Below are 17,941 nucleotides of genomic sequence, written 5' to 3' on the forward strand. Positions count from 1 at the left end.
AATTTAAAGTTACGGGCCCGCGCACGCTAAACCTTGCAACCTAAAGGAGGGGTACTTTTTGGACGCCGATAAGGGGTCCCGTTTAAACGCCGATTGACAGCTAAGCAATCTAAGCGGCGCGTAACAAAAAGCGCAATCTATTCTTTTTTCCTGATATCGATGGCCGTGCGTGGGTTCCAGATGTGCGGTAACGTTCTGTTTGAAGATTTAAGAAGGCATTCCGTGGTTTAAGCAGAAAGACTGTGAAGCGTTTAATTCAACTTAGTCAGTCTTGAACGTGCCTCAAGCGTGGCCCTTGAATAGAAGCAAATGCCAAACAGCACAGATATAGCCACATGAGCAAGCCGAATTAATCGTAACCGTTTGATTTACTAGATAAAATGGCGGAGAGGGTGGGATTCGAACCCACGGTGGAGTTACCCCCACGCCGCATTTCGAGTGCGGTACTTTCGACCACTCAGCCACCTCTCCGCATGGTGCACCACGATAAAGCGATCTCTAAAACCGCGCCGTTGGTAAGCATCTAAAGCGAATGCTAAGTGTGTAGCGGCTCAATAACGAGCCAAATGCAATTAGACAAGACCTAATTTGCATTCTGTTGTGAAAAATCTTGACTTTCCTGCAGCTTCCAACCTATAAGCACCTGACCTTAGGCGTGGGGTAATCCGCGCCTATTGTTTTGATTGCGAAATTTCGGGTTTCCGGAGTCGTTATCAAGGGCACAATGCCCACTCACCAACCGACTGATAAAAAGACGGCCCATCACTTCGGCGCAAATGTCGTGGAAATGAGAGCCGGACCGAACAACCGAAAGGACAACAAATGTTCGCAGTCATTAAGACCGGTGGCAAGCAGTATCGCGTTGCCGCAAATGACGTTATCAAGATTGAAAAAGTTGCTGGCGAAGCTGGCGACATCGTAGAATTCGCAGAAGTTTTGATGGTCGGTTCGACCGTTGGTGCGCCAGTTGTTGCAGGCGCTCTGGTAACGGCCGAAGTCGTTGAACAGGGCCGTGCACGCAAGGTTATCGCGTTCAAGAAGCGTCGCCGTCAGAATTCGAAGCGCACCCGCGGTCATCGTCAGGAACAGACGACGATCCGTATCTCGGAGATCCTTACCGACGGTGCAAAGCCATCGAAGAAGGCCGCTGAGAAGAAGGCTCCTAAGGCAGATGCCGCTGAAGGCGAAGCCGCAAAGCCAAAGAAGGCAGCGCCTAAGAAGGCTGCAGCCAAGGCCGAGTCGGCTGAGTAAGTAGAAGAGATTAAAGGAGAAATCCAATGGCACACAAAAAAGCTGGTGGTTCGTCGCGTAACGGTCGCGATTCAGAGTCGAAGCGCCTTGGCGTGAAGAAGTTCGGCGGCGAAGCTGTCGTTTCTGGCAACATCATCGTGCGCCAGCGCGGCACGAAGTGGCATCCTGGCGCCAATGTTGGCCTCGGTAAAGACCACACTATTTTTGCTACCACCAATGGTTCCGTTGCTTTCCGCACGAAAGCCAACGGCCGCACCTACGTATCGGTTAACCCGATCGCAGAAGCAGCAGAGTAAGCCGGGCACTCATAAATACCGGCGTCCCATTGGACCCGGTATATATGGCGACCAGCCAAAAGATCGAAGGGAAGATGGGACCACCATCTTCCCTTTTTGCATCTGGAGGACAGACAAATGGTCGTCGACGTTTTAGAAGAAGAATATTACGAGAGCTGTAGCGAGCGGGAGGCCAGTTATGCTGATCTCTCGCCCGGTTTAGATTGCCCCGTCCTCGTCACGGACAGGCTGGTTCTCCGCCCGCCACATACCGAAGACGTGGATGCAATTTCCTATCTTGCCAATAACGCCCGCGTCTCTGCTATGCTCGCCCGTATGCCTCATCCATACAGCCGCGAAAATGCCATCGATTTTGTAGAGCGCGTCCGAAAAGGCGAGATGGGCAATTGCATTTACGCGATTACCCAAGCTGAAACCGGAATCTTTATGGGGTGTTGTGGCATCCATCCGCATAGCCATGGCGAAGGTCTGGAGATTGGCTATTGGCTGGGCGAGTCTTATTGGGGGCATGGTTTTGCCACGGAAGCTGCCCACGCATTGATCGATCTTGCCTTTCGGGCCACGCCAATTGAGCGTCTGCATGTCTCATGCCACGCAAGCAATGTCGGTTCGCGTCGCGTGATTCATAAGTGTGGCTTTCAGTTCAGCAGCATGGGCATGGCGGATTCGCTCGCTTCGGGAAATGTCCCTGTCGAGCGCTATGTTCTTGATCGGCGGACCTGGATCGGCCTGAGAAGCTGGCAGGTATAATCAAAAGAGACGGCCCTGCTGAAAAGAGCAGGGCCGATAAACATCGGGGAATATAATGAACGATATTTATGCTGTAACCCGTGAAAGGGTTGTTGTTCGCGCACTGGATAAGGGAGACCTGCACCGGTTCCGCGCGATACGCCTGTCTGCATTGCAGCTGGCGCCGCAGGCTTTCGGGTCGACCTTTGAAGAAGAAAATGCCTATTCCGACAGCGTGTTTGCGCGCCGGTTGGAGCAGGTGAACGGCAATGTCATTTTCGGTGCCTTTGATGGTGAAAACCTGATGGGTATCGCTGGTTTACATCGCCATGAACGTCGATCCGAGCGTCACCGTGGTACGCTGGTCAGCGTCTATGTCGCGCCGGAAGCGCGGGGCTTGCGACTTGGCAGAGCACTTGTTGGGCAGATTATCGAACACGCGGCCCGGCATGTTGTGATATTGGATGCGAAAGTCGTGGCGACCAATGAGCCTGCAAAGCGTATCTATTATGGCCTCGGTTTCAAATCCTATGGTGTTGAGCCAAAGTCGCTTTATGTCAAAGGGCAATATCTGGATCAGGAATTGCTCTATATCGATTTCAGTGATTCCGCATGGAAACTGAATTTAGGCTGAAAACCTTATGCTTCTGCTGTTTGCAGGGCACAGGTTTTGCTGTAATTGCAAATCGGATTGCGCGAGATTGTGCGCAGTCCCAAGGTTTAAGACGCATCCAATCAAGTTTCTATTGCGTCGCAAGAGGTAGGGTTCAATGAAATTTCTCGATCAGGCCAAGATCTATATCCGCTCCGGCAATGGTGGGGCGGGGGCCGTGTCGTTCCGCCGCGAGAAGTTTCTTGAATTCGGCGGTCCTGATGGCGGCGATGGCGGACGCGGTGGCGACGTCTGGGTGGAAGCCGTCAATGGCCTCAATACGCTGATTGACTACCGTTATCAGCAGCATTTCCGGGCCAAGACTGGCATGCATGGCATGGGCCGCAATATGACCGGCGGCAAAGGCGATGATGTCGTCCTCAAAGTGCCGGTCGGCACGCAGATTTTTGAAGAAGATGATGAAACGCTGATCTGCGACATCACCGAAATTGGTCAGCGTTATCGTTTGGCCAAGGGCGGCAATGGCGGCTTTGGCAATCTGCATTTCACGACTTCGACCAATCGCGCGCCACGTCGTGCCAATCCGGGGCAGGAAGGTATCGAGCGTACTATTCGGTTGCGGCTCAAGCTGATTGCTGATGCGGGTCTGGTCGGCCTGCCGAATGCGGGTAAATCGACATTCCTCGCAAGTGTGACGGCTGCAAAACCTAAGATTGCCGATTATCCTTTTACCACGTTGCACCCCAATCTCGGTGTTGCGCGCGTCGATGCACGTGAGTTTGTGATTGCGGATATTCCGGGTCTGATTGAAGGTGCAAGCGAAGGCATCGGCCTTGGCGACCGCTTCCTCGGTCACGTCGAGCGTACCCGCGTGCTTCTGCATTTGGTGTCTGCGCAGGAAGACGATGTGGCGAAGGCTTATCAGGTTATTCGCGGTGAGCTGGAGGCCTATGAGCATGGCCTTACCGAGAAACCTGAAATCGTGGCGCTGTCGCAGATCGATACGCTTGATCCGGATGCACGCAAGCAAAAGGTGAAGGCGCTCAAGAAGGCGTGTGGCCGCGATCCGCTGTTGCTTTCGGCCGTTAGCCATGAAGGCTTGAACGATGCGCTTCGCCAGCTGGCTGCCGTCATCGATAAAAGTCGTGCAGTTGAAGCCGGTGCGGCTGAAGAAGAATAACAGTTGAAGATGCGGCGCAGGAACTGAAGACATGCTCAAACAACTCAAAAACTACCGCCGCATCGTTATCAAAATCGGTTCCGCCCTTCTGGTGGACCGCGCGACCGGGCTCAAGCAAAACTGGCTTGAGAGCCTGGGTCAGGACATTGCGGCGCTTCATCATGTGGGCGTCGAAGTTCTGGTGGTTTCGTCCGGTGCTATAGCACTTGGACGTACTGTTCTTGGTTTGCCGAAAAAATCGCTCAAGCTGGAAGAAAGTCAGGCCGCCGCCGCCGCTGGGCAAATTGCGCTCGCAAAAGCCTATGCCGATGTGCTTGGTGGCCATGACATCAAGTCGGGGCAGATTCTGGTGACGCTTTCGGATACAGAAGAGCGTCGCCGTTATCTCAATGCGCGCGCAACGATTGAAACGCTTCTGAAGCTTGGCGCTGTGCCAATCATCAATGAGAATGATACGGTTGCGACAACCGAAATTCGTTATGGCGATAATGATCGCCTTGCAGCCCGTGTTGCCACCATGATGGGGGCTGATCTTCTGATCCTGCTCTCGGATATTGATGGGCTTTATACGGCACCGCCGCATAAGGACCCGAATGCGCAGTTTCTTCCGCTCGTTACAACAATCACACCCCAGATTGAGGCGATGGCAGGTGCTGCTGCTTCCGAGCTTTCGCGCGGTGGCATGAAGACCAAGCTTGACGCCGGCAAGATTGCCAATGCGGCAGGCACCGCGATGATTATCACCTCCGGTACACGGATGGGGCCGCTTTCGGCTATTGATCGTGGTGAGCGGGCGACATTGTTTGAGCCAGCGCGTGCGCCGGTGAATGCTTGGAAGACCTGGATTTCCGGCAATCTTGAGCCAGCTGGTCGTTTGAAAGTTGATGCTGGTGCAGCCAAAGCGCTGAAATCCGGCAAGTCGCTTTTGCCTGCCGGCGTGAGAGAGATTGAAGGCCAGTTTGAACGGGGCGATACGGTTGCGGTTTTCAATGAAGAAGGCCGGGAAATTGCGCGCGGCCTGATTGCTTATGATGCGGAAGATGCGCGAAAAATTGCCGGGCACAAAAGCGATGAGATCAGTGCCATTCTTGGCTATGATGCACGCAGCGCGATGATCCATCGGAATGATCTGGTGGTACGGGGTATGACCACCACCGAGACTGAAGAAGCATAAGGGGAAGAGGATGTTGAACAAAGTGGATGCCGGAACTGACATCGCAGCCATCATGGCAGAGGTTGGTCGTAAAGCCAGACAGGCAGCGGCTCCGCTATCCATCGCTTCGCCTCAACAGAAAAACAAAGCTCTGCTAGCTGCCGCAGATAGCATTCTTGCAAGCAAAGATGCCATTCTGAGAGCCAACAAGCTTGATCTTGCCAGTGCCGCCGAAAGCGGCATGGCGGCTTCGTTTGTTGATCGGCTGACACTGGATGACGGTCGTATTCAGGCGATTGCCGAGGGCATTCGCGCTATTGCTGAATTGAATGACCCAGTCGGTGAAGTGATTGCCGAATGGGATCGTCCGAATGGTCTGCATATCGAGCGCGTTCGTACACCATTGGGCGTCATCGGTGTGATTTATGAAAGCCGTCCCAATGTGACGGCAGATGCTGGCGCGCTATGCCTTAAGGCTGGCAATGCGGTCATTTTGCGCGGCGGATCAGATTCCGCGTATTCGTCGGCAGCCATCCACAAGGCGCTGGTTGCGGGACTGGAGGCAGCGCAATTGCCTGCCGATGCTATCCAGATCGTGCCGGTTACAGACCGTGCGGCGGTTGGCGAAATGCTCAAAGGTCTGAATGGCGCGATTGACGTGATTGTCCCTCGCGGCGGCAAAAGCCTCGTGGCGCGGGTGCAATCGGAAGCGCGCGTGCCGGTTTTCGCGCATCTTGAAGGCATCTGTCATCTCTATATCGACAAGTCGGCTGATCTCGACATGGCGCGTGCGATTGCGGTGAATGCCAAGATGCGCCGCACCGGCATTTGCGGTGCAACCGAAACCTTGCTTGTGGATCGCGGAGTGGCTCAAACGCATCTGGTGCCGGTTCTTGAAGATCTGGCTGCCAAGGGTTGTGAAATTCGCGGCAGCGACGAAGTGCGAGCACTGTATACAAGTGCCAAGCCTGCCAGCGAAGAAGACTGGTCGACCGAATATCTCGATGCGATTATTTCGGTGGCGCTGGTCGATGGTGTTTCGGGTGCGATTGAGCATATCAACCGTTACTCCTCGCACCACACCGAAGCGGTTGTGGCTGAGGATGCGGATGTCGTTATGCGCTTCTTCAACGAGATCGACTCGGCCATTCTTCTGCACAATGCCTCGACGCAGTTTGCAGATGGTGGTGAGTTCGGCATGGGCGCTGAAATTGGTATCGCAACGGGCAAGATGCACGCGCGTGGTCCGGTTGGGGTCGAACAGCTGACTTCCTTCAAATATCGTGTTCGTGGAAACGGACAGGTCAGAGGCTGATGCGTTTTGGCTTCGGGCTTCCCGCATTAAAAACGCGTTATCCGGGCGTCGATGTGCGTTATTTGCGTATGCCACATGTCGAAAAGGGCATGACGGTCGGCCTGTTTGGCGGCTCGTTCAACCCACCACATGGTGGCCATGCGCTAGTCGCTGAAATCGCTATTCGACGGCTAAAGCTTGATCAGCTTTGGTGGATGGTGACGCCCGGCAATCCGCTGAAGGATAAGCGCGAACTTGCACCGCTTTCTGAACGGTTGGAGCTGAGCGAGCATGTGGCCAGCGATCCGCGCATCAAGGTGACGGCACTGGAAGCAGCGTTTAACGTGCGCTACACAGCCGACACTCTGGCGCTGATTGCCAAGGCCAATCCCGGCGTGCATTTCGTCTGGGTTATGGGCGCAGACAATCTCGCATCGTTTCATCGCTGGCAGCGCTGGCGTGAGATTGCGCAGACGTTTCCGATCGCAGTTATTGACCGACCGGGTTCGACCTTGGCCTATCTGTCATCGCGGATGGCGCAGACCTTTTCCCGCAGCCGGTTGGATGAACATTACGCGCCAATTCTGGCGCGGCGCTCGCCACCGGCATGGACCTTTATTCACGGACCGCGATCATCGCTTTCGTCGACGGCGCTCCGCAAACAAAAACTGAAAAAGTGAATGGGCTTATCACCCCAAAAAGCTTGAAAGAATGCAAGGACTCTGCCTATCTTAGGCATGTGCGGTGCTTATAACTGCCGTACTGCGTTGTTCTTGACAGAAAGGAACTACACTGAGAACAGCAATTGAGAAGAAGGCTCACCACGCGCCTTCAGCGGTCGGGATGAACGAAACAGCTTTCGTGTCCCAGACCTTCGACGCGGCTTTGGCCAGTCTCGAAAACTCCAAAGCAGAATCTATTATTCCCATCGACATTCGCGGAAGATCTTCGATCGGCGATTTTATGATCGTCGCGTCTGGTCGTTCGCATCGTCATGTGACGGCTGTCGCTGACCATCTTTTGCAGGCGCTTCGCGAAATGGGCTGCAAAGATATGCGGGTCGAAGGACTCGAAGGTGGGGATTGGGTTCTCATCGATACTGGTGATATTGTCGTCCATATTTTCCGCCCGGAAATCCGTGATTTCTACAATCTGGAAAAAATCTGGATCAACGACGATTTCGAAGATCAGCGCGCATCGGGAACGGTGCACTGATTGGAGCGCATCCTGAAAAGTGTGAAACGGTTTTCGGATAAAGATGCGCGTTAAAAGAAAGAGTTAGGGCGCCGCTCTCTGTTTTTATGAGATCCAGATGCGCTCTAAGTCGTAAGAGGACGCGATGCGTGTGAGTGTGATGGCCGTGGGCCGGATGAAAGCCGGCCCCGAGCGGGAGTTGGTCGAGCGTTATTTTGACCGTTTTTCCAAGGCGGGCCCACCGCTTGGGCTCGAATTCGCCGGTGTGAGCGAAATTCCCGAAAGCCGTGGACAGACTGCTGAACTGCGCAAGACCGAAGAAGCGCAGCGCATCCATGAAGCATTGGATAATGGTGCTGCCCTTATCCTGCTTGATGAGCGCGGCAAGGCGCTTGGCTCGGAAGCTTTTGCTGAACGCATTGGCCGTATGCGTGATGCTGGTAAGCGTCAGCTGATTGTCGCCATTGGTGGCCCGGATGGACACGATCCCGCTTTGCGCTCACGTGCCGATCTGGTTCTGGCACTCGGTGAGCTGACATGGCCGCATCAGATAGCCCGCATTCTGGTTGCTGAACAATTATATCGCGCGGCGACGATTCTTGCGGGTCATCCCTATCATCGGTCCTAATTATTTCACGTTCTTCTAATAACTAATGCGACGGGTCGGGTTTCGTAACTGCCTCGTGCATCATCTGAAGAATTACATGTCGCTTTCATCGACGAATAAAACGCTGCCGCAGATCGTCTTCGTAACCGATCACGGGTTTCTCAAACCAACACTTGTGGCGATGTGGGGCGTTCTGCGTCACTTGTCTGTCCCCAGCATCATCCATTTCTGGGGTGATGGACTAAGTGAGCAGGATTGGGAAGCTGTGCATCGGGTCGCTTCCACCAATCCGTCAGTTACGTTGAATAGCCTTTCTCTGACGAGCGCTGATCTTGAGGGCGCAAAGGGCCCAACGGCTTATATTTCGGCGGCATCCATGGGGCGTTTGCATATTCCGGCCCGAATTTCAGGGCGCGTTCTTTATATTGATGGCGACACGCAGGTGGTGGGTGATGTCGCCCCACTTTTCGGCCTTGATCTCAAAGGCTGCCCGATTGGCGCGGTGCGCGATTGTGTTGTGGCGAAATGGTCTTCACGTAGCCTCAAGGTGCGCGAAAAATGTTTGCCGCGTGTGCGTGAGTTACAGGAATTGATGCAGCAAAGCGATATATCGCGCTATTTCAATTCCGGCGTTCTGCTGCTTGATACGGATGCCATTCGGGCAGAGCCGGAACTACATCAGGCAATGCAAGATCTTGTTCGTGCGTCCGCGTGTCCATTGGGCGATCAGGACCATCTCAACAATGTTTTTCGGGATCGCGTACATCTGCTCAACCCGGCTTATAATTCTTCATGGAGCCGGGCTGCCAGGCAGCGGCGCCACATTGCCCGACTTGGTGGCGATGTCGAGGAAAGTAAATCTGTGCCGGATATCATTGTTCATTTCCATGGTCCGGAAAAGCCATGGAAGCGGCCACGCCGCGATCTTTGGAAACACCGCGCCCGCGCCGTCTGGCGCTATCGGCGTGAAATGCAACAATATGTGCAGAGTTACCCTGATCTTGCGCCGTAATTGCGCGCAGTTTCACCAGAAATGACGAATAGGACCAATGGCCGAGGCGAAATTTTTACGGATTGCTTATAGCTAACAATTCCTTAATGCTCTGCGGCTAGTTTTGGCCTTCTTTTTTCCTGATATAGCAGATCATGAGTTCTTGTCGCCTTTCAAAAATGCCTTTGCTGCCTGCACTCATGCGGGTGGGCTTTGTTGCGACTGCTCTTATGGCAGGCATGCCGCAGGTTTTCGCACAGGAAGCGCTGCAAGAGCAGCGTGAGAAGGCGGCGAGTGAATATGAGCAGCTTACCACCGAATTGTCGGTTACGGGCGATAAGCTCAAGCAGCTTGAAGGCGAAGTTGCAAACCTCAAAAAAGATCAGGTAACGATAACGGCGGCATTGATCCAGTCTGCCAAGACGGACAAGAAATTGCAGCAGGATATTGCTGATAGTGCTGATAAACTGGTTGCGCTGCGGGAGCAGGAAGATGGAATTCGCATTTCTTTGCGGGCGCGGCGTAACGTTCTGTCTGAGGTTTTGGCCGCATTGCAGCGCATGGGCCTGAATCCGCCGCCTGCTATCCTCGTGCGGCCCGATGATGCTTTGGCATCGGTGCGCAGTGCTGTTTTGCTTGGCGCGGTGGTGCCGGAAATGCGTGGGCAGGTGGAGGAACTTGCGGGTGATCTCAAAGACATGCAGCGCGTGACTGCTTCTATCCAGCAGGAGCAGGAAAAATTGAAAACCACGCGTACTGCGCAGGCCGAAGAGCAGAAGCGGCAATCACTTCTTCTTGAAGAAAAAAAGAAATTGCAGGCCCAATCCGAGCAGGAAATGGATGCGCAGCGCAAGCGTTCGGAAGAACTTGCCGCAAAAGCGGGCAGCCTCAAGGAGTTGATCGACGGACTGGATAAGCAGATGGCTGGCGTGCGTGATGCAGCTGATGCAGCCCGCAAGGCCGAGGCCGAGCGTCTGGCGAAGGCCCGTGAAAAGGCCGGAGAAACAACGCCTGATGTTGGCCGTCTGGAGGCGCAGCTTGACTTTGCATCCTTGCGTGGAAGGTTGATTTTGCCTGCTTCTGGCAAGTTGATCCGCCATTTTGGTGACAAGGATGGTGTCGGCGGCAACATGATGGGGCAGATTGTCGAAACTTTGCCTGCTGCCACGATTACGTCACCTTCCGATGGCGTAGTATTATATGCGGGTACATTCAGATCTTATGGGCAACTCTTGATCCTTGATGCTGGCAATGGCTATCATATCGTGATGGCAGGCATGGGCCGAATCGACGTGGCGCAAGGTCAGTTTGTTCTTGCCGGGGAGCCGGTCGGCGCGATGGGTGAAAAACTTCTCGCAAGTGTTGCACCCATTGAAGTGGGCAATGGCGCGCCATTGCTTTACATTGAGTTTCGAAAAGATGGAAAACCCGTTGATCCGGCCCCGTGGTGGTCCGAGCGGCTTTCTGGAAGGACACAAAATGATACGTAAACTGTCGCTGCTGTTCGCCGGAGCCCTTCTGGGGGCGTCAGCCATGGTGATGGTTCAGGGCGCGCCTGCTTCCACGGCCTTTGCGGCAGCGGGGAAAGACAGCGATGTCTATAAGGACCTGGCTCTCTTCGGTGATATTTTCGAGCGCGTGCGTCAGCAATATGTGACGCCCCCCGATGACAAGAAGCTGACGGAAAGCGCGATCAATGGCATGTTGACGTCGCTTGATCCGCATTCTTCCTATCTTAACCCGGAAGCCGCACAGGACATGCGCGTGCAGACCAAGGGCGAGTTCGGCGGGCTTGGCATCGAAGTCACCATGGATAATGACCTCGTGAAGGTCATCGCGCCCATTGATGATACGCCTGCTTCCAAAGCCGGCGTTCTTGCGGGTGATCTGATCAGCAAGATCGATGGACAGGAAGTCCGTGGTCTCAGCCTCGCTGATGCTGTTGAAAAGATGCGCGGTGAGGTCGGTTCCCCGATTGAACTCACGCTGATCCGTCAGGGTGCGGACAAGCCAATCACGCTTAAGATTGATCGCGCGGTGATCAAGGTGAAGGCTGTTCGTTCGCGTATCGAAAACGATGTCGGCTATCTGCGTGTGATTTCCTTTACCGAACAGACGTCGGATGATCTCAAGAAAGCGATCAAGGATATTCAGGAAAAAGTGCCTGCTGACAAGCTCAAGGGCTATGTGCTTGACTTGCGGCTTAATCCGGGTGGTCTGCTTGATCAGGCGGTAGCTGTTTCTGACACCTTCCTTGACAAGGGTGAGATCGTTTCGACCCGTGGGCGTGATCCGCAGGATGTGACGCGCTTTGATGCCCATAAAGGTGATCTTACAAACGGCAAGCCACTGATTGTTTTGATCAATGGCGGCTCGGCCAGTGCGTCCGAAATCGTTGCCGGTGCGTTGCAGGATCATCGCCGTGCGACCGTGCTGGGTACGCAGTCCTTTGGTAAGGGTTCTGTGCAGACCATCATTCCGCTTGGTGAGAATGGCTCGTTGCGTTTGACGACCGCGCTCTATTACACACCATCCGGCAAGTCGATTCAGGGCAAGGGTATTACCCCGGACATCAAGGTTGAACAGCCGCTGCCGCCTGAAATGCGTGGCGAAGATGTTGTGCGCGGCGAATCCGAACTGAAAGGCCATATCAAAGGCAATGAAGAAGATGATGCCGGTTCGGGATCTGCTGCTTATGTGCCGCTTGAGCCTAAGGACGATGTTCAGCTCAATGACGCGCTGAAGCTTTTGCGTGGTGAAGTTGCCAATGCAGCCTTCCCGCCAGACCCGAAAAAGAGCGTTCTGAACTAATCAGCAGTCACGCTTGAAGGAGAAATAAAGCGCGGGAGTTCAGGCTTCCGCGTTTTCTTTTTGTCGCAGTTCAATGCCATTGAAACGCTATGAATTGCCGCATAACACTTGATTTAAACGCATGCATACGGAGATACCATGTCGAAGCACAAAGGCCCTGTCGATCCTGAAAGCCTGCCATATCGTCCCTGTGTTGGGTTGATGGTGCTCAATAAAGCGGGTCTTGTCTGGGCCGGGCGACGCATTGTCATTCCGGGTGACGAAATGGATGGTGCAACGCAGCTCTGGCAAATGCCGCAGGGCGGCATTGACAAGGGCGAAGACCCAGCTGTGGCATCGCTGCGTGAGCTTTATGAAGAAACCGGCATGAAGTCTGTGTCACTGCTTGAAGAAGCGCCGAACTGGATCAATTACGACCTGCCAGCGCGTCTCGTTGGGCATGCGCTGAAAGGCAAATATCGCGGACAGACCCAGAAATGGTTTGCCTATCGTTTTGAGGGTGATGAGAGCGAAATCGCGATCAATCCGCCGCCCGGTGGCCATACGGCTGAGTTTGAGGAATGGGCGTGGAAGCCAATGCGGGAACTGCCGGAATTGATCGTGCCGTTCAAGCGCAAGGTTTACGAAGAAGTCGTCAGCGCTTTCCAGCATCTCGCGCCTTAGAATGCAAGCCTCTTGCCAGTAAGCCCGACTCATAGTCAACTCACCGCAAATGCGTCGTGGATGCGTTCTCAGAGGGAGAAATTCTTATGGATGGTATGAGTCTTCTTGTATTCCTGTTCGTTGGTCTTATTGCCGGCTGGCTGGCAGGCAAGGTCGTGCAGGGTGGTGGTTTTGGTGTTATCGGCAATATTATTGTGGGTGTGATCGGCGCCTTTTTTGCGGGTTGGCTGCTGCCGCGTCTTGGCTTTTCGGTTGGCGGCGGCGTGGTTGCCTCAATCGTCAATGCCTTTATCGGCGCTGCCATCCTTCTGATAATCCTGCGGATCGTCAAACGCGTCTGACGACCTCGGATTACTGCGGTCGGATTGCGCTCTCTACCAATCATCATAATGGCCCGGTTTTAAGGACCGGCCAGCATCTTTCAAAGCTTAAGAAGAATGACACCGAATTCGAAGCTATCGCTTGGCTTGGCTCTGACTGCATCCGCTGGTTTCGTTGATGCAATTGCCTTTCTGCAACTGGGCGGTTTCTTTGCATCGTTCATGAGTGGCAACACCACGCAACTTGGGACTGCGATTGCCGGGCAGCCGGGCGTGCAGGGCGAGGTCTTGATCTGGTTTCCCGCTATCCTGATTGTCCTGTTTTTCCTGGGCGCTTTCTTCGGAACACTTGTCGTTCGCGCTTACGGTCGTGCGGGTAGTCTTTATGTGATGGCCAGTGTGGTAGCGATTTTATTGTTGGTTGGCGTCTTGCGGCGCGAAGGCGCAATGTTTATCCAGCCGGTCCTGCTGCTTGCCGCCGCAATGGGCGCGCAAAACGCGGCCGTGCAACCGATTGGCGCCGCCCGTCTGGGTGTAACTTACGTGACGGGCACGCTTTTTAATGCTGCTGCCGATCTTGCCTGTTCGCTGCGCGGTGAAACACCGAAGTGGCGGTGGTTGCAGCATGTCGCGGTTTGGCTGGCCTTGATGCTTGGTGCTGTTGGCGGTGGCCTCGGCCATTATTTTATTGGTCTTGATGCCTTGTTCGTACCCGCCGCGATGATCGTCGGGGCCATGGTTGTCTATATGAAGGTTAGCTAAAAAGCGATTTTTCGTTTTCGACCAGTTCTGAAATCAGCGCGGAAACTGCCGTCACGCGGCGAAGCGTGCGTGCGGATTCGTGATAGGTCAGCCAATAGGCGCGGCGGATGGTGCGATCAGGAAACAGCGGCACGAGATCGGAATCAGCACGTGCGATAAACGCATGAAGAATGCCGATACCTGCACCGGCCCGCACGGCTTCCACCTGACCCAGTGCGCTCGACACTTCAAAATCTGGTTTCCAGTCGCGGCAAATCTCCGATGCATAGGCAAGTGATGGATTAACCACAAGGTCTTCAACATAACCGATCAGTCTGTGACCGCTCAATTCATCCGTGCTTTGCGGTGTCCCATGCTCTTCGAGATAGCTGCGATGGGCATAAAGACCAAGCGTATAATCCACCAGCCTGCGGGCAATCAGCCTGCCTTGCTCAGGTCGTTCAACGGTAATCGCGATATCGGCTTCACGCCGCGACAGCGAGAACGAACGCGGCACTGGAACCAGCTGAATGGTGAGATCGGGATATTGCTGCGTCAGGCGCGCAAGCCGGGGCGCAAGAAAATTGACCCCAAAGCCATCCGGCGCGCCGATCCGCACCGTGCCGGACACGGCAACATCGGCATTGCCAACCTGCGCGCGGGCGGAAAGCATCTCTGCTTCCATGCGTTCGGCTGCTAAGAGAAATTCTTCGCCTGCCTGTGTGAGTGTGGAGCCGTTGGTGCGGCGTGTCAGAAGGGTCGTTGAAAGTGCGGTTTCAAGAGCGGTCAGACGGCGTGCAACCGTGGTGTGGTTAAGGCCCAATCTTTTGGCCGCACCCAGAATCTGCCCCGAGCGTGCAACGGCGAGAAAAATACGAATATCATCCCAGTTCATGGCATTTTGCCTCCCTATGATTTTGTACTATAAAAAATGCACAACGGATACGCTTTTCAGCGCCTTGCAATCATGAATTTGCAGAGTCAGGATAGGCCTTAAGAAGGCGGTCTTTTGCCGCCTCAAGGGATAAACACAAGGGAGGCGTTTTCATGCGCACTGTAGGACATTTCATCGGCGGCAAGCATGTTGCTGGCAAAAGCGGTCGCACGGCTGATATTTATCAGCCGCTGGATGGCACGGTTCAGGGTACTGTGGCGCTGGCCACCAAAGATGAAGTGCGTGCGGCGGTCGAAAATGCCAAGGCAGCGCAACCAGCATGGGCTGCAACCAACCCGCAGCGTCGCGTGCGCATTCTGCGCAAGTTCCTCGAACTCGTTGAAGCAGAATATGACAGCCTTGCTGAATTGCTGGCACGCGAACATGGCAAGACGATTGCTGACGCGAAGGGCGACATTCAGCGCGGTCTCGAAGTGGTGGAAGTCTGCCTCGGTTCCGCGCACATGCTCAAAGGCGAATTCACTGACAATGCAGGCACGGGCATCGACACCTATTCGATGCGACAGCCGCTCGGTGTTGTAGCCGGTATCACGCCGTTCAACTTCCCGGCCATGATCCCACTGTGGAAAGCTGGCCCGGCGATTGCCTGCGGCAATGCTTTCGTGCTCAAGCCATCGGAACGTGATCCGGGTGTGCCGATGCGTCTTGCTGAACTGTTCATGGAAGCTGGCCTTCCGGCTGGTATTTTCAACGTCGTCAATGGCGACAAGGATGCGGTCGATGCGCTGCTCGACGATAAGGATGTTCAGGCCATCGGTTTCGTTGGTTCGACGCCGATTGCGCAATATATCTATGGTCGTGGCTGCTCAAACGGCAAGCGCGTTCAGTGCTTTGGCGGTGCCAAGAACCACATGCTGATCATGCCGGATGCCGATATCGATCAGACGGTCGATGCGCTGATTGGCGCCGGTTACGGTTCAGCAGGCGAACGCTGCATGGCGATCTCTGTTGCGGTTCCGGTTGGTGAAGACACTGCAAACCGTCTTATGGAAAAGCTGATTCCACGCGTTGAAGCGCTGAAAATTGGCCCATCAACGGACAATTCCGCCGACTTTGGTCCGGTGGTCACCAAGGCAGCACTTGAGCGGATTCGTGGTTATGTCGATCTCGGCGTTGAGGAAGGCGCAAAGCTCGTCGTTGATGGCCGTGGCTTCAAGATGCAGGGTTATGAGAACGGCTTCTATATGGGCGGCTGTCTGTTTGATCATGTAACGCCGGATATGCGCATCTATAAGGAAGAAATCTTCGGCCCGGTTCTTTCGGTTGTTCGCGCCAAGAACTACGAAGAAGCGCTCGCTCTGCCAAATGAACATGAATATGGCAATGGCGTTGCCATCTTCACCCGCGACGGTGATGCAGCGCGTGATTTTGCCAGCCGTGTTCAGGTCGGCATGGTCGGCATCAACGTGCCGATTCCGGTTCCGATTGCCTACTACACCTTTGGTGGCTGGAAGGCTTCGGGCTTCGGCGATCTCAACCAGCACGGCCCGGATGCATTCCGCTTCTACACCAAGACCAAGACAGTTACCTCGCGTTGGCCTTCCGGCGTGAAGGATGGTGCAGAGTTTGTCATCCCGACGATGAAATAACTCATTCTGTTTTCAAGTGAGAAAGCCCCGCCCATGACTTCTTCATGGGCGGGGTTTTCTTTTGTTGCGCAATCTTTGTGTCATGACATCCACTTTTCGCTTTTACGCGCTAATTAAAGGCATAGAGTTGTAGCGATTATCAGGAGTGAGATTTATGAGTGCAAAAACCAACCATCGTATTGTCCTTGCATCGCGTCCCGAAGGACGACCGACTGCGGAACACTTTCGACTTGAAACGGCAGAGATTCCTGCGTTGGGCGAAGGTCAGGTGTTGCTCAAAATCCGCTATCTCTCGCTTGATCCGTATATGCGTGGGCGCATGAGTGCGGCAAAATCCTATGCAGCGCCCGTTGAGATCGGTGCTGTCATGGAAGGTGGAACCGTTGGCGAAGTGGTAGAAAGTAAAAGCGCAGGCTTTGTTCCGGGCGATTTCGTTCTCTCGTATTCCGGTTGGCAGAGCTATGCGGTTGCCGAGGCATCCACATTGCGTAAACTCGATCCAAAGCAAGTGCCTGTCACGACGGCGCTCGGTGTTATGGGCATGCCAGGCTTCACCGCTTATTCCGGCCTGTTGACGATCGGGCAGCCGAAAGAGGGTGAAACAGTTGTGGTTGCAGCTGCGACCGGACCTGTGGGGTCGGCTGTCGGGCAGATTGCCAGGCTTAAAGGTGCGCGCGCAGTCGGTATCGCCGGTGGGCCGGACAAGTGCAAAGCACTGATTGATGATTTCGGCTTTGATGCAGCGCTTGATCATCGTTCCGATAATTTTGCGCAGGAGCTGGCGTTGGCTTGCCCGAAAGGCATTGATGTTTACTTCGAGAATGTCGGCGGTAAGGTTTTTGATGCTGTGCTGCCGCTACTTAATCCCTTTGCACGTGTTCCGGTGTGTGGACTGATTGCACAATATAATCAGAACGGCGCTTTTGACGGGCCGGACCGGCTGCCATTGCTCATGCGTGACATTCTCACCAAAAGCATGACAATTCGCGGCTTTATCGTGCGGGATTTTGCCGACCAAGGGCCAGCATTCCAGCGCGACATGGCAAAGTGGGTTGCAGATGGTCAGGTGCGCTACCGTGAGGACATCGTGGTCGGGCTTGAAAATGCGCCCAAAGCTTTCATTTCCATGCTGGAAGGCGGCAATTTTGGTAAGCTGATCGTAAAACTGAATTGATCAGACAATATTCTGCTTGCAGAACAGCAATCAGGACGTGATGTTGCATAGTGTGTCCACGATACGAGTCTTTTCTTGAGGGCAGGCAGATTATGGGTGAGCGCCAGCAGGCGGGCATAGGTGAGGGTGGCAGTCCGGGACGCGAGCGTCAGGACGAGGCGCAGCGCATTCTTGAACGTCTGGAGCGCGAGCAAACCGGCGCTGGAGGTATTGTTCGGCGCGGGTTTGCCCGTACCGCAAGCCATCTTGCTGCCAATGATGCCCCGGAGGATGACAAAATCGAACTCTGGGCTACCCGCGTCGGGCGCGGGCTGGGCCTTATCATCACGCTGGCGATTATCGTCTGGCTCATTTCTTACCTCATGCAAAGCCAGGTTTAA

The 17,941-nt window shown here is 54.4% G+C and carries 20 protein-coding genes and 1 tRNA gene; 19 read left to right on the plus strand and 2 right to left on the minus strand.

Annotated features, from left to right (window positions below; translation table 11 throughout):
- Nucleotides 1-381 precede the first annotated feature (381 nt).
- Nucleotides 382-471 (minus strand) — tRNA-Ser (locus VBH83_RS14900).
- 351 nt (nucleotides 472-822) lie between these two features.
- On the opposite strand from VBH83_RS14900, the gene rplU reads away from it, so the two are divergent.
- From rplU to VBH83_RS14980, 16 genes are all read left to right on the plus strand, one after another.
- The gene (gene rplU / locus VBH83_RS14905; protein ID WP_265985166.1) at nucleotides 823-1,251 is read left to right on the plus strand and encodes a 50S ribosomal protein L21; all 429 of its coding nucleotides are present in this window, start codon (nucleotides 823-825) and stop codon (nucleotides 1,249-1,251) included.
- 26 nt (nucleotides 1,252-1,277) lie between these two features.
- Entirely contained in the window at nucleotides 1,278-1,547 is a 270-nt protein-coding gene (gene rpmA, locus VBH83_RS14910; RefSeq protein ID WP_007876947.1) for a 50S ribosomal protein L27, read from the plus strand.
- Between the two features lie 117 nt (nucleotides 1,548-1,664).
- Nucleotides 1,665-2,297 (plus strand): GNAT family N-acetyltransferase, encoded by a 633-nt coding sequence (locus VBH83_RS14915; protein ID WP_396998450.1) that lies wholly within the window; start codon nucleotides 1,665-1,667, stop codon nucleotides 2,295-2,297.
- A 55-nt stretch (nucleotides 2,298-2,352) separates the two neighbouring features.
- On the plus strand, nucleotides 2,353-2,910 hold the full coding sequence (locus VBH83_RS14920; RefSeq protein ID WP_265985169.1) for a GNAT family N-acetyltransferase: 558 nt from the start codon (nucleotides 2,353-2,355) through the stop codon (nucleotides 2,908-2,910).
- A 136-nt stretch (nucleotides 2,911-3,046) separates the two neighbouring features.
- Nucleotides 3,047-4,069 (plus strand): GTPase ObgE, encoded by a 1,023-nt coding sequence (gene obgE / locus VBH83_RS14925; protein ID WP_265985170.1) that lies wholly within the window; start codon nucleotides 3,047-3,049, stop codon nucleotides 4,067-4,069.
- Nucleotides 4,070-4,100: 31 nt separating this feature from the next.
- Nucleotides 4,101-5,243 carry a glutamate 5-kinase gene (gene proB / locus VBH83_RS14930; RefSeq protein WP_265985171.1) on the plus strand — a complete coding sequence of 381 codons (1,143 nt, stop codon included), beginning with the start codon at nucleotides 4,101-4,103 and terminating at the stop codon, nucleotides 5,241-5,243.
- Between the two features lie 10 nt (nucleotides 5,244-5,253).
- The gene (locus VBH83_RS14935; RefSeq protein ID WP_265985173.1) at nucleotides 5,254-6,537 is read left to right on the plus strand and encodes a glutamate-5-semialdehyde dehydrogenase; all 1,284 of its coding nucleotides are present in this window, start codon (nucleotides 5,254-5,256) and stop codon (nucleotides 6,535-6,537) included.
- Nucleotides 6,537-7,196 (plus strand): nicotinate-nucleotide adenylyltransferase, encoded by a 660-nt coding sequence (locus VBH83_RS14940; protein WP_396998454.1) that lies wholly within the window; start codon nucleotides 6,537-6,539, stop codon nucleotides 7,194-7,196. Before VBH83_RS14935 ends, VBH83_RS14940 begins: the two co-directional genes overlap by 1 nt.
- A gap of 163 nt (nucleotides 7,197-7,359) precedes the next feature.
- A complete protein-coding gene (gene rsfS, locus VBH83_RS14945; RefSeq protein ID WP_265985176.1) occupies nucleotides 7,360-7,731 on the plus strand; it encodes a ribosome silencing factor in 372 nt (123 codons plus the stop codon).
- Between the two features lie 124 nt (nucleotides 7,732-7,855).
- Nucleotides 7,856-8,338: a 23S rRNA (pseudouridine(1915)-N(3))-methyltransferase RlmH gene (gene rlmH / locus VBH83_RS14950; RefSeq protein ID WP_265985177.1), complete on the plus strand. Its 483-nt coding sequence runs from the start codon at nucleotides 7,856-7,858 to the stop codon at nucleotides 8,336-8,338.
- 76 nt (nucleotides 8,339-8,414) lie between these two features.
- Entirely contained in the window at nucleotides 8,415-9,329 is a 915-nt protein-coding gene (locus VBH83_RS14955) for a glycosyltransferase (protein WP_265985179.1), read from the plus strand.
- A gap of 179 nt (nucleotides 9,330-9,508) precedes the next feature.
- Nucleotides 9,509-10,798 carry a murein hydrolase activator EnvC gene (locus tag VBH83_RS14960; RefSeq protein ID WP_265985224.1) on the plus strand — a complete coding sequence of 430 codons (1,290 nt, stop codon included), beginning with the start codon at nucleotides 9,509-9,511 and terminating at the stop codon, nucleotides 10,796-10,798.
- Nucleotides 10,788-12,119, plus strand: coding sequence for a S41 family peptidase (locus VBH83_RS14965; protein ID WP_265985180.1), 1,332 nt, complete (start codon nucleotides 10,788-10,790; stop codon nucleotides 12,117-12,119). The genes VBH83_RS14960 and VBH83_RS14965 overlap by 11 nt, the downstream gene beginning before the upstream one ends.
- Before the next feature lie 138 nt (nucleotides 12,120-12,257).
- Nucleotides 12,258-12,782: an RNA pyrophosphohydrolase gene (locus VBH83_RS14970; RefSeq protein ID WP_265985181.1), complete on the plus strand. Its 525-nt coding sequence runs from the start codon at nucleotides 12,258-12,260 to the stop codon at nucleotides 12,780-12,782.
- 86 nt (nucleotides 12,783-12,868) lie between these two features.
- On the plus strand, nucleotides 12,869-13,123 hold the full coding sequence (locus VBH83_RS14975) for a GlsB/YeaQ/YmgE family stress response membrane protein (RefSeq protein WP_265985182.1): 255 nt from the start codon (nucleotides 12,869-12,871) through the stop codon (nucleotides 13,121-13,123).
- Nucleotides 13,124-13,219: 96 nt separating this feature from the next.
- Entirely contained in the window at nucleotides 13,220-13,864 is a 645-nt protein-coding gene (locus VBH83_RS14980; protein ID WP_265985183.1) for a YoaK family protein, read from the plus strand.
- Here the strand turns inward: VBH83_RS14980 and VBH83_RS14985 are convergent.
- Nucleotides 13,857-14,738 carry a LysR family transcriptional regulator gene (locus VBH83_RS14985; RefSeq protein ID WP_265985184.1) on the minus strand — a complete coding sequence of 294 codons (882 nt, stop codon included), beginning with the start codon at nucleotides 14,736-14,738 and terminating at the stop codon, nucleotides 13,857-13,859. The genes VBH83_RS14980 and VBH83_RS14985 overlap by 8 nt on opposite strands.
- Before the next feature lie 152 nt (nucleotides 14,739-14,890).
- Between VBH83_RS14985 and VBH83_RS14990 the strand changes: the two genes are divergently transcribed.
- The 3 genes from VBH83_RS14990 (at nucleotide 14,891) to VBH83_RS15000 (ending at nucleotide 17,941) form a co-directional block, all read left to right on the plus strand.
- On the plus strand, nucleotides 14,891-16,387 hold the full coding sequence (locus VBH83_RS14990) for a CoA-acylating methylmalonate-semialdehyde dehydrogenase (protein ID WP_265985185.1): 1,497 nt from the start codon (nucleotides 14,891-14,893) through the stop codon (nucleotides 16,385-16,387).
- A gap of 154 nt (nucleotides 16,388-16,541) precedes the next feature.
- Nucleotides 16,542-17,561 carry an NADP-dependent oxidoreductase gene (locus VBH83_RS14995; protein ID WP_265985186.1) on the plus strand — a complete coding sequence of 340 codons (1,020 nt, stop codon included), beginning with the start codon at nucleotides 16,542-16,544 and terminating at the stop codon, nucleotides 17,559-17,561.
- A gap of 92 nt (nucleotides 17,562-17,653) precedes the next feature.
- Nucleotides 17,654-17,941, plus strand: a complete 288-nt coding sequence (locus VBH83_RS15000; protein WP_265985188.1) for a hypothetical protein — start codon at nucleotides 17,654-17,656, stop codon at nucleotides 17,939-17,941.

Origin of the sequence: Ochrobactrum sp. S1502_03 (genome assembly GCF_044435015.1) — a bacterium.
In the GTDB taxonomy this organism is placed as follows: Bacteria; Pseudomonadota; Alphaproteobacteria; order Rhizobiales; family Rhizobiaceae; genus Brucella; species Brucella chromiisoli.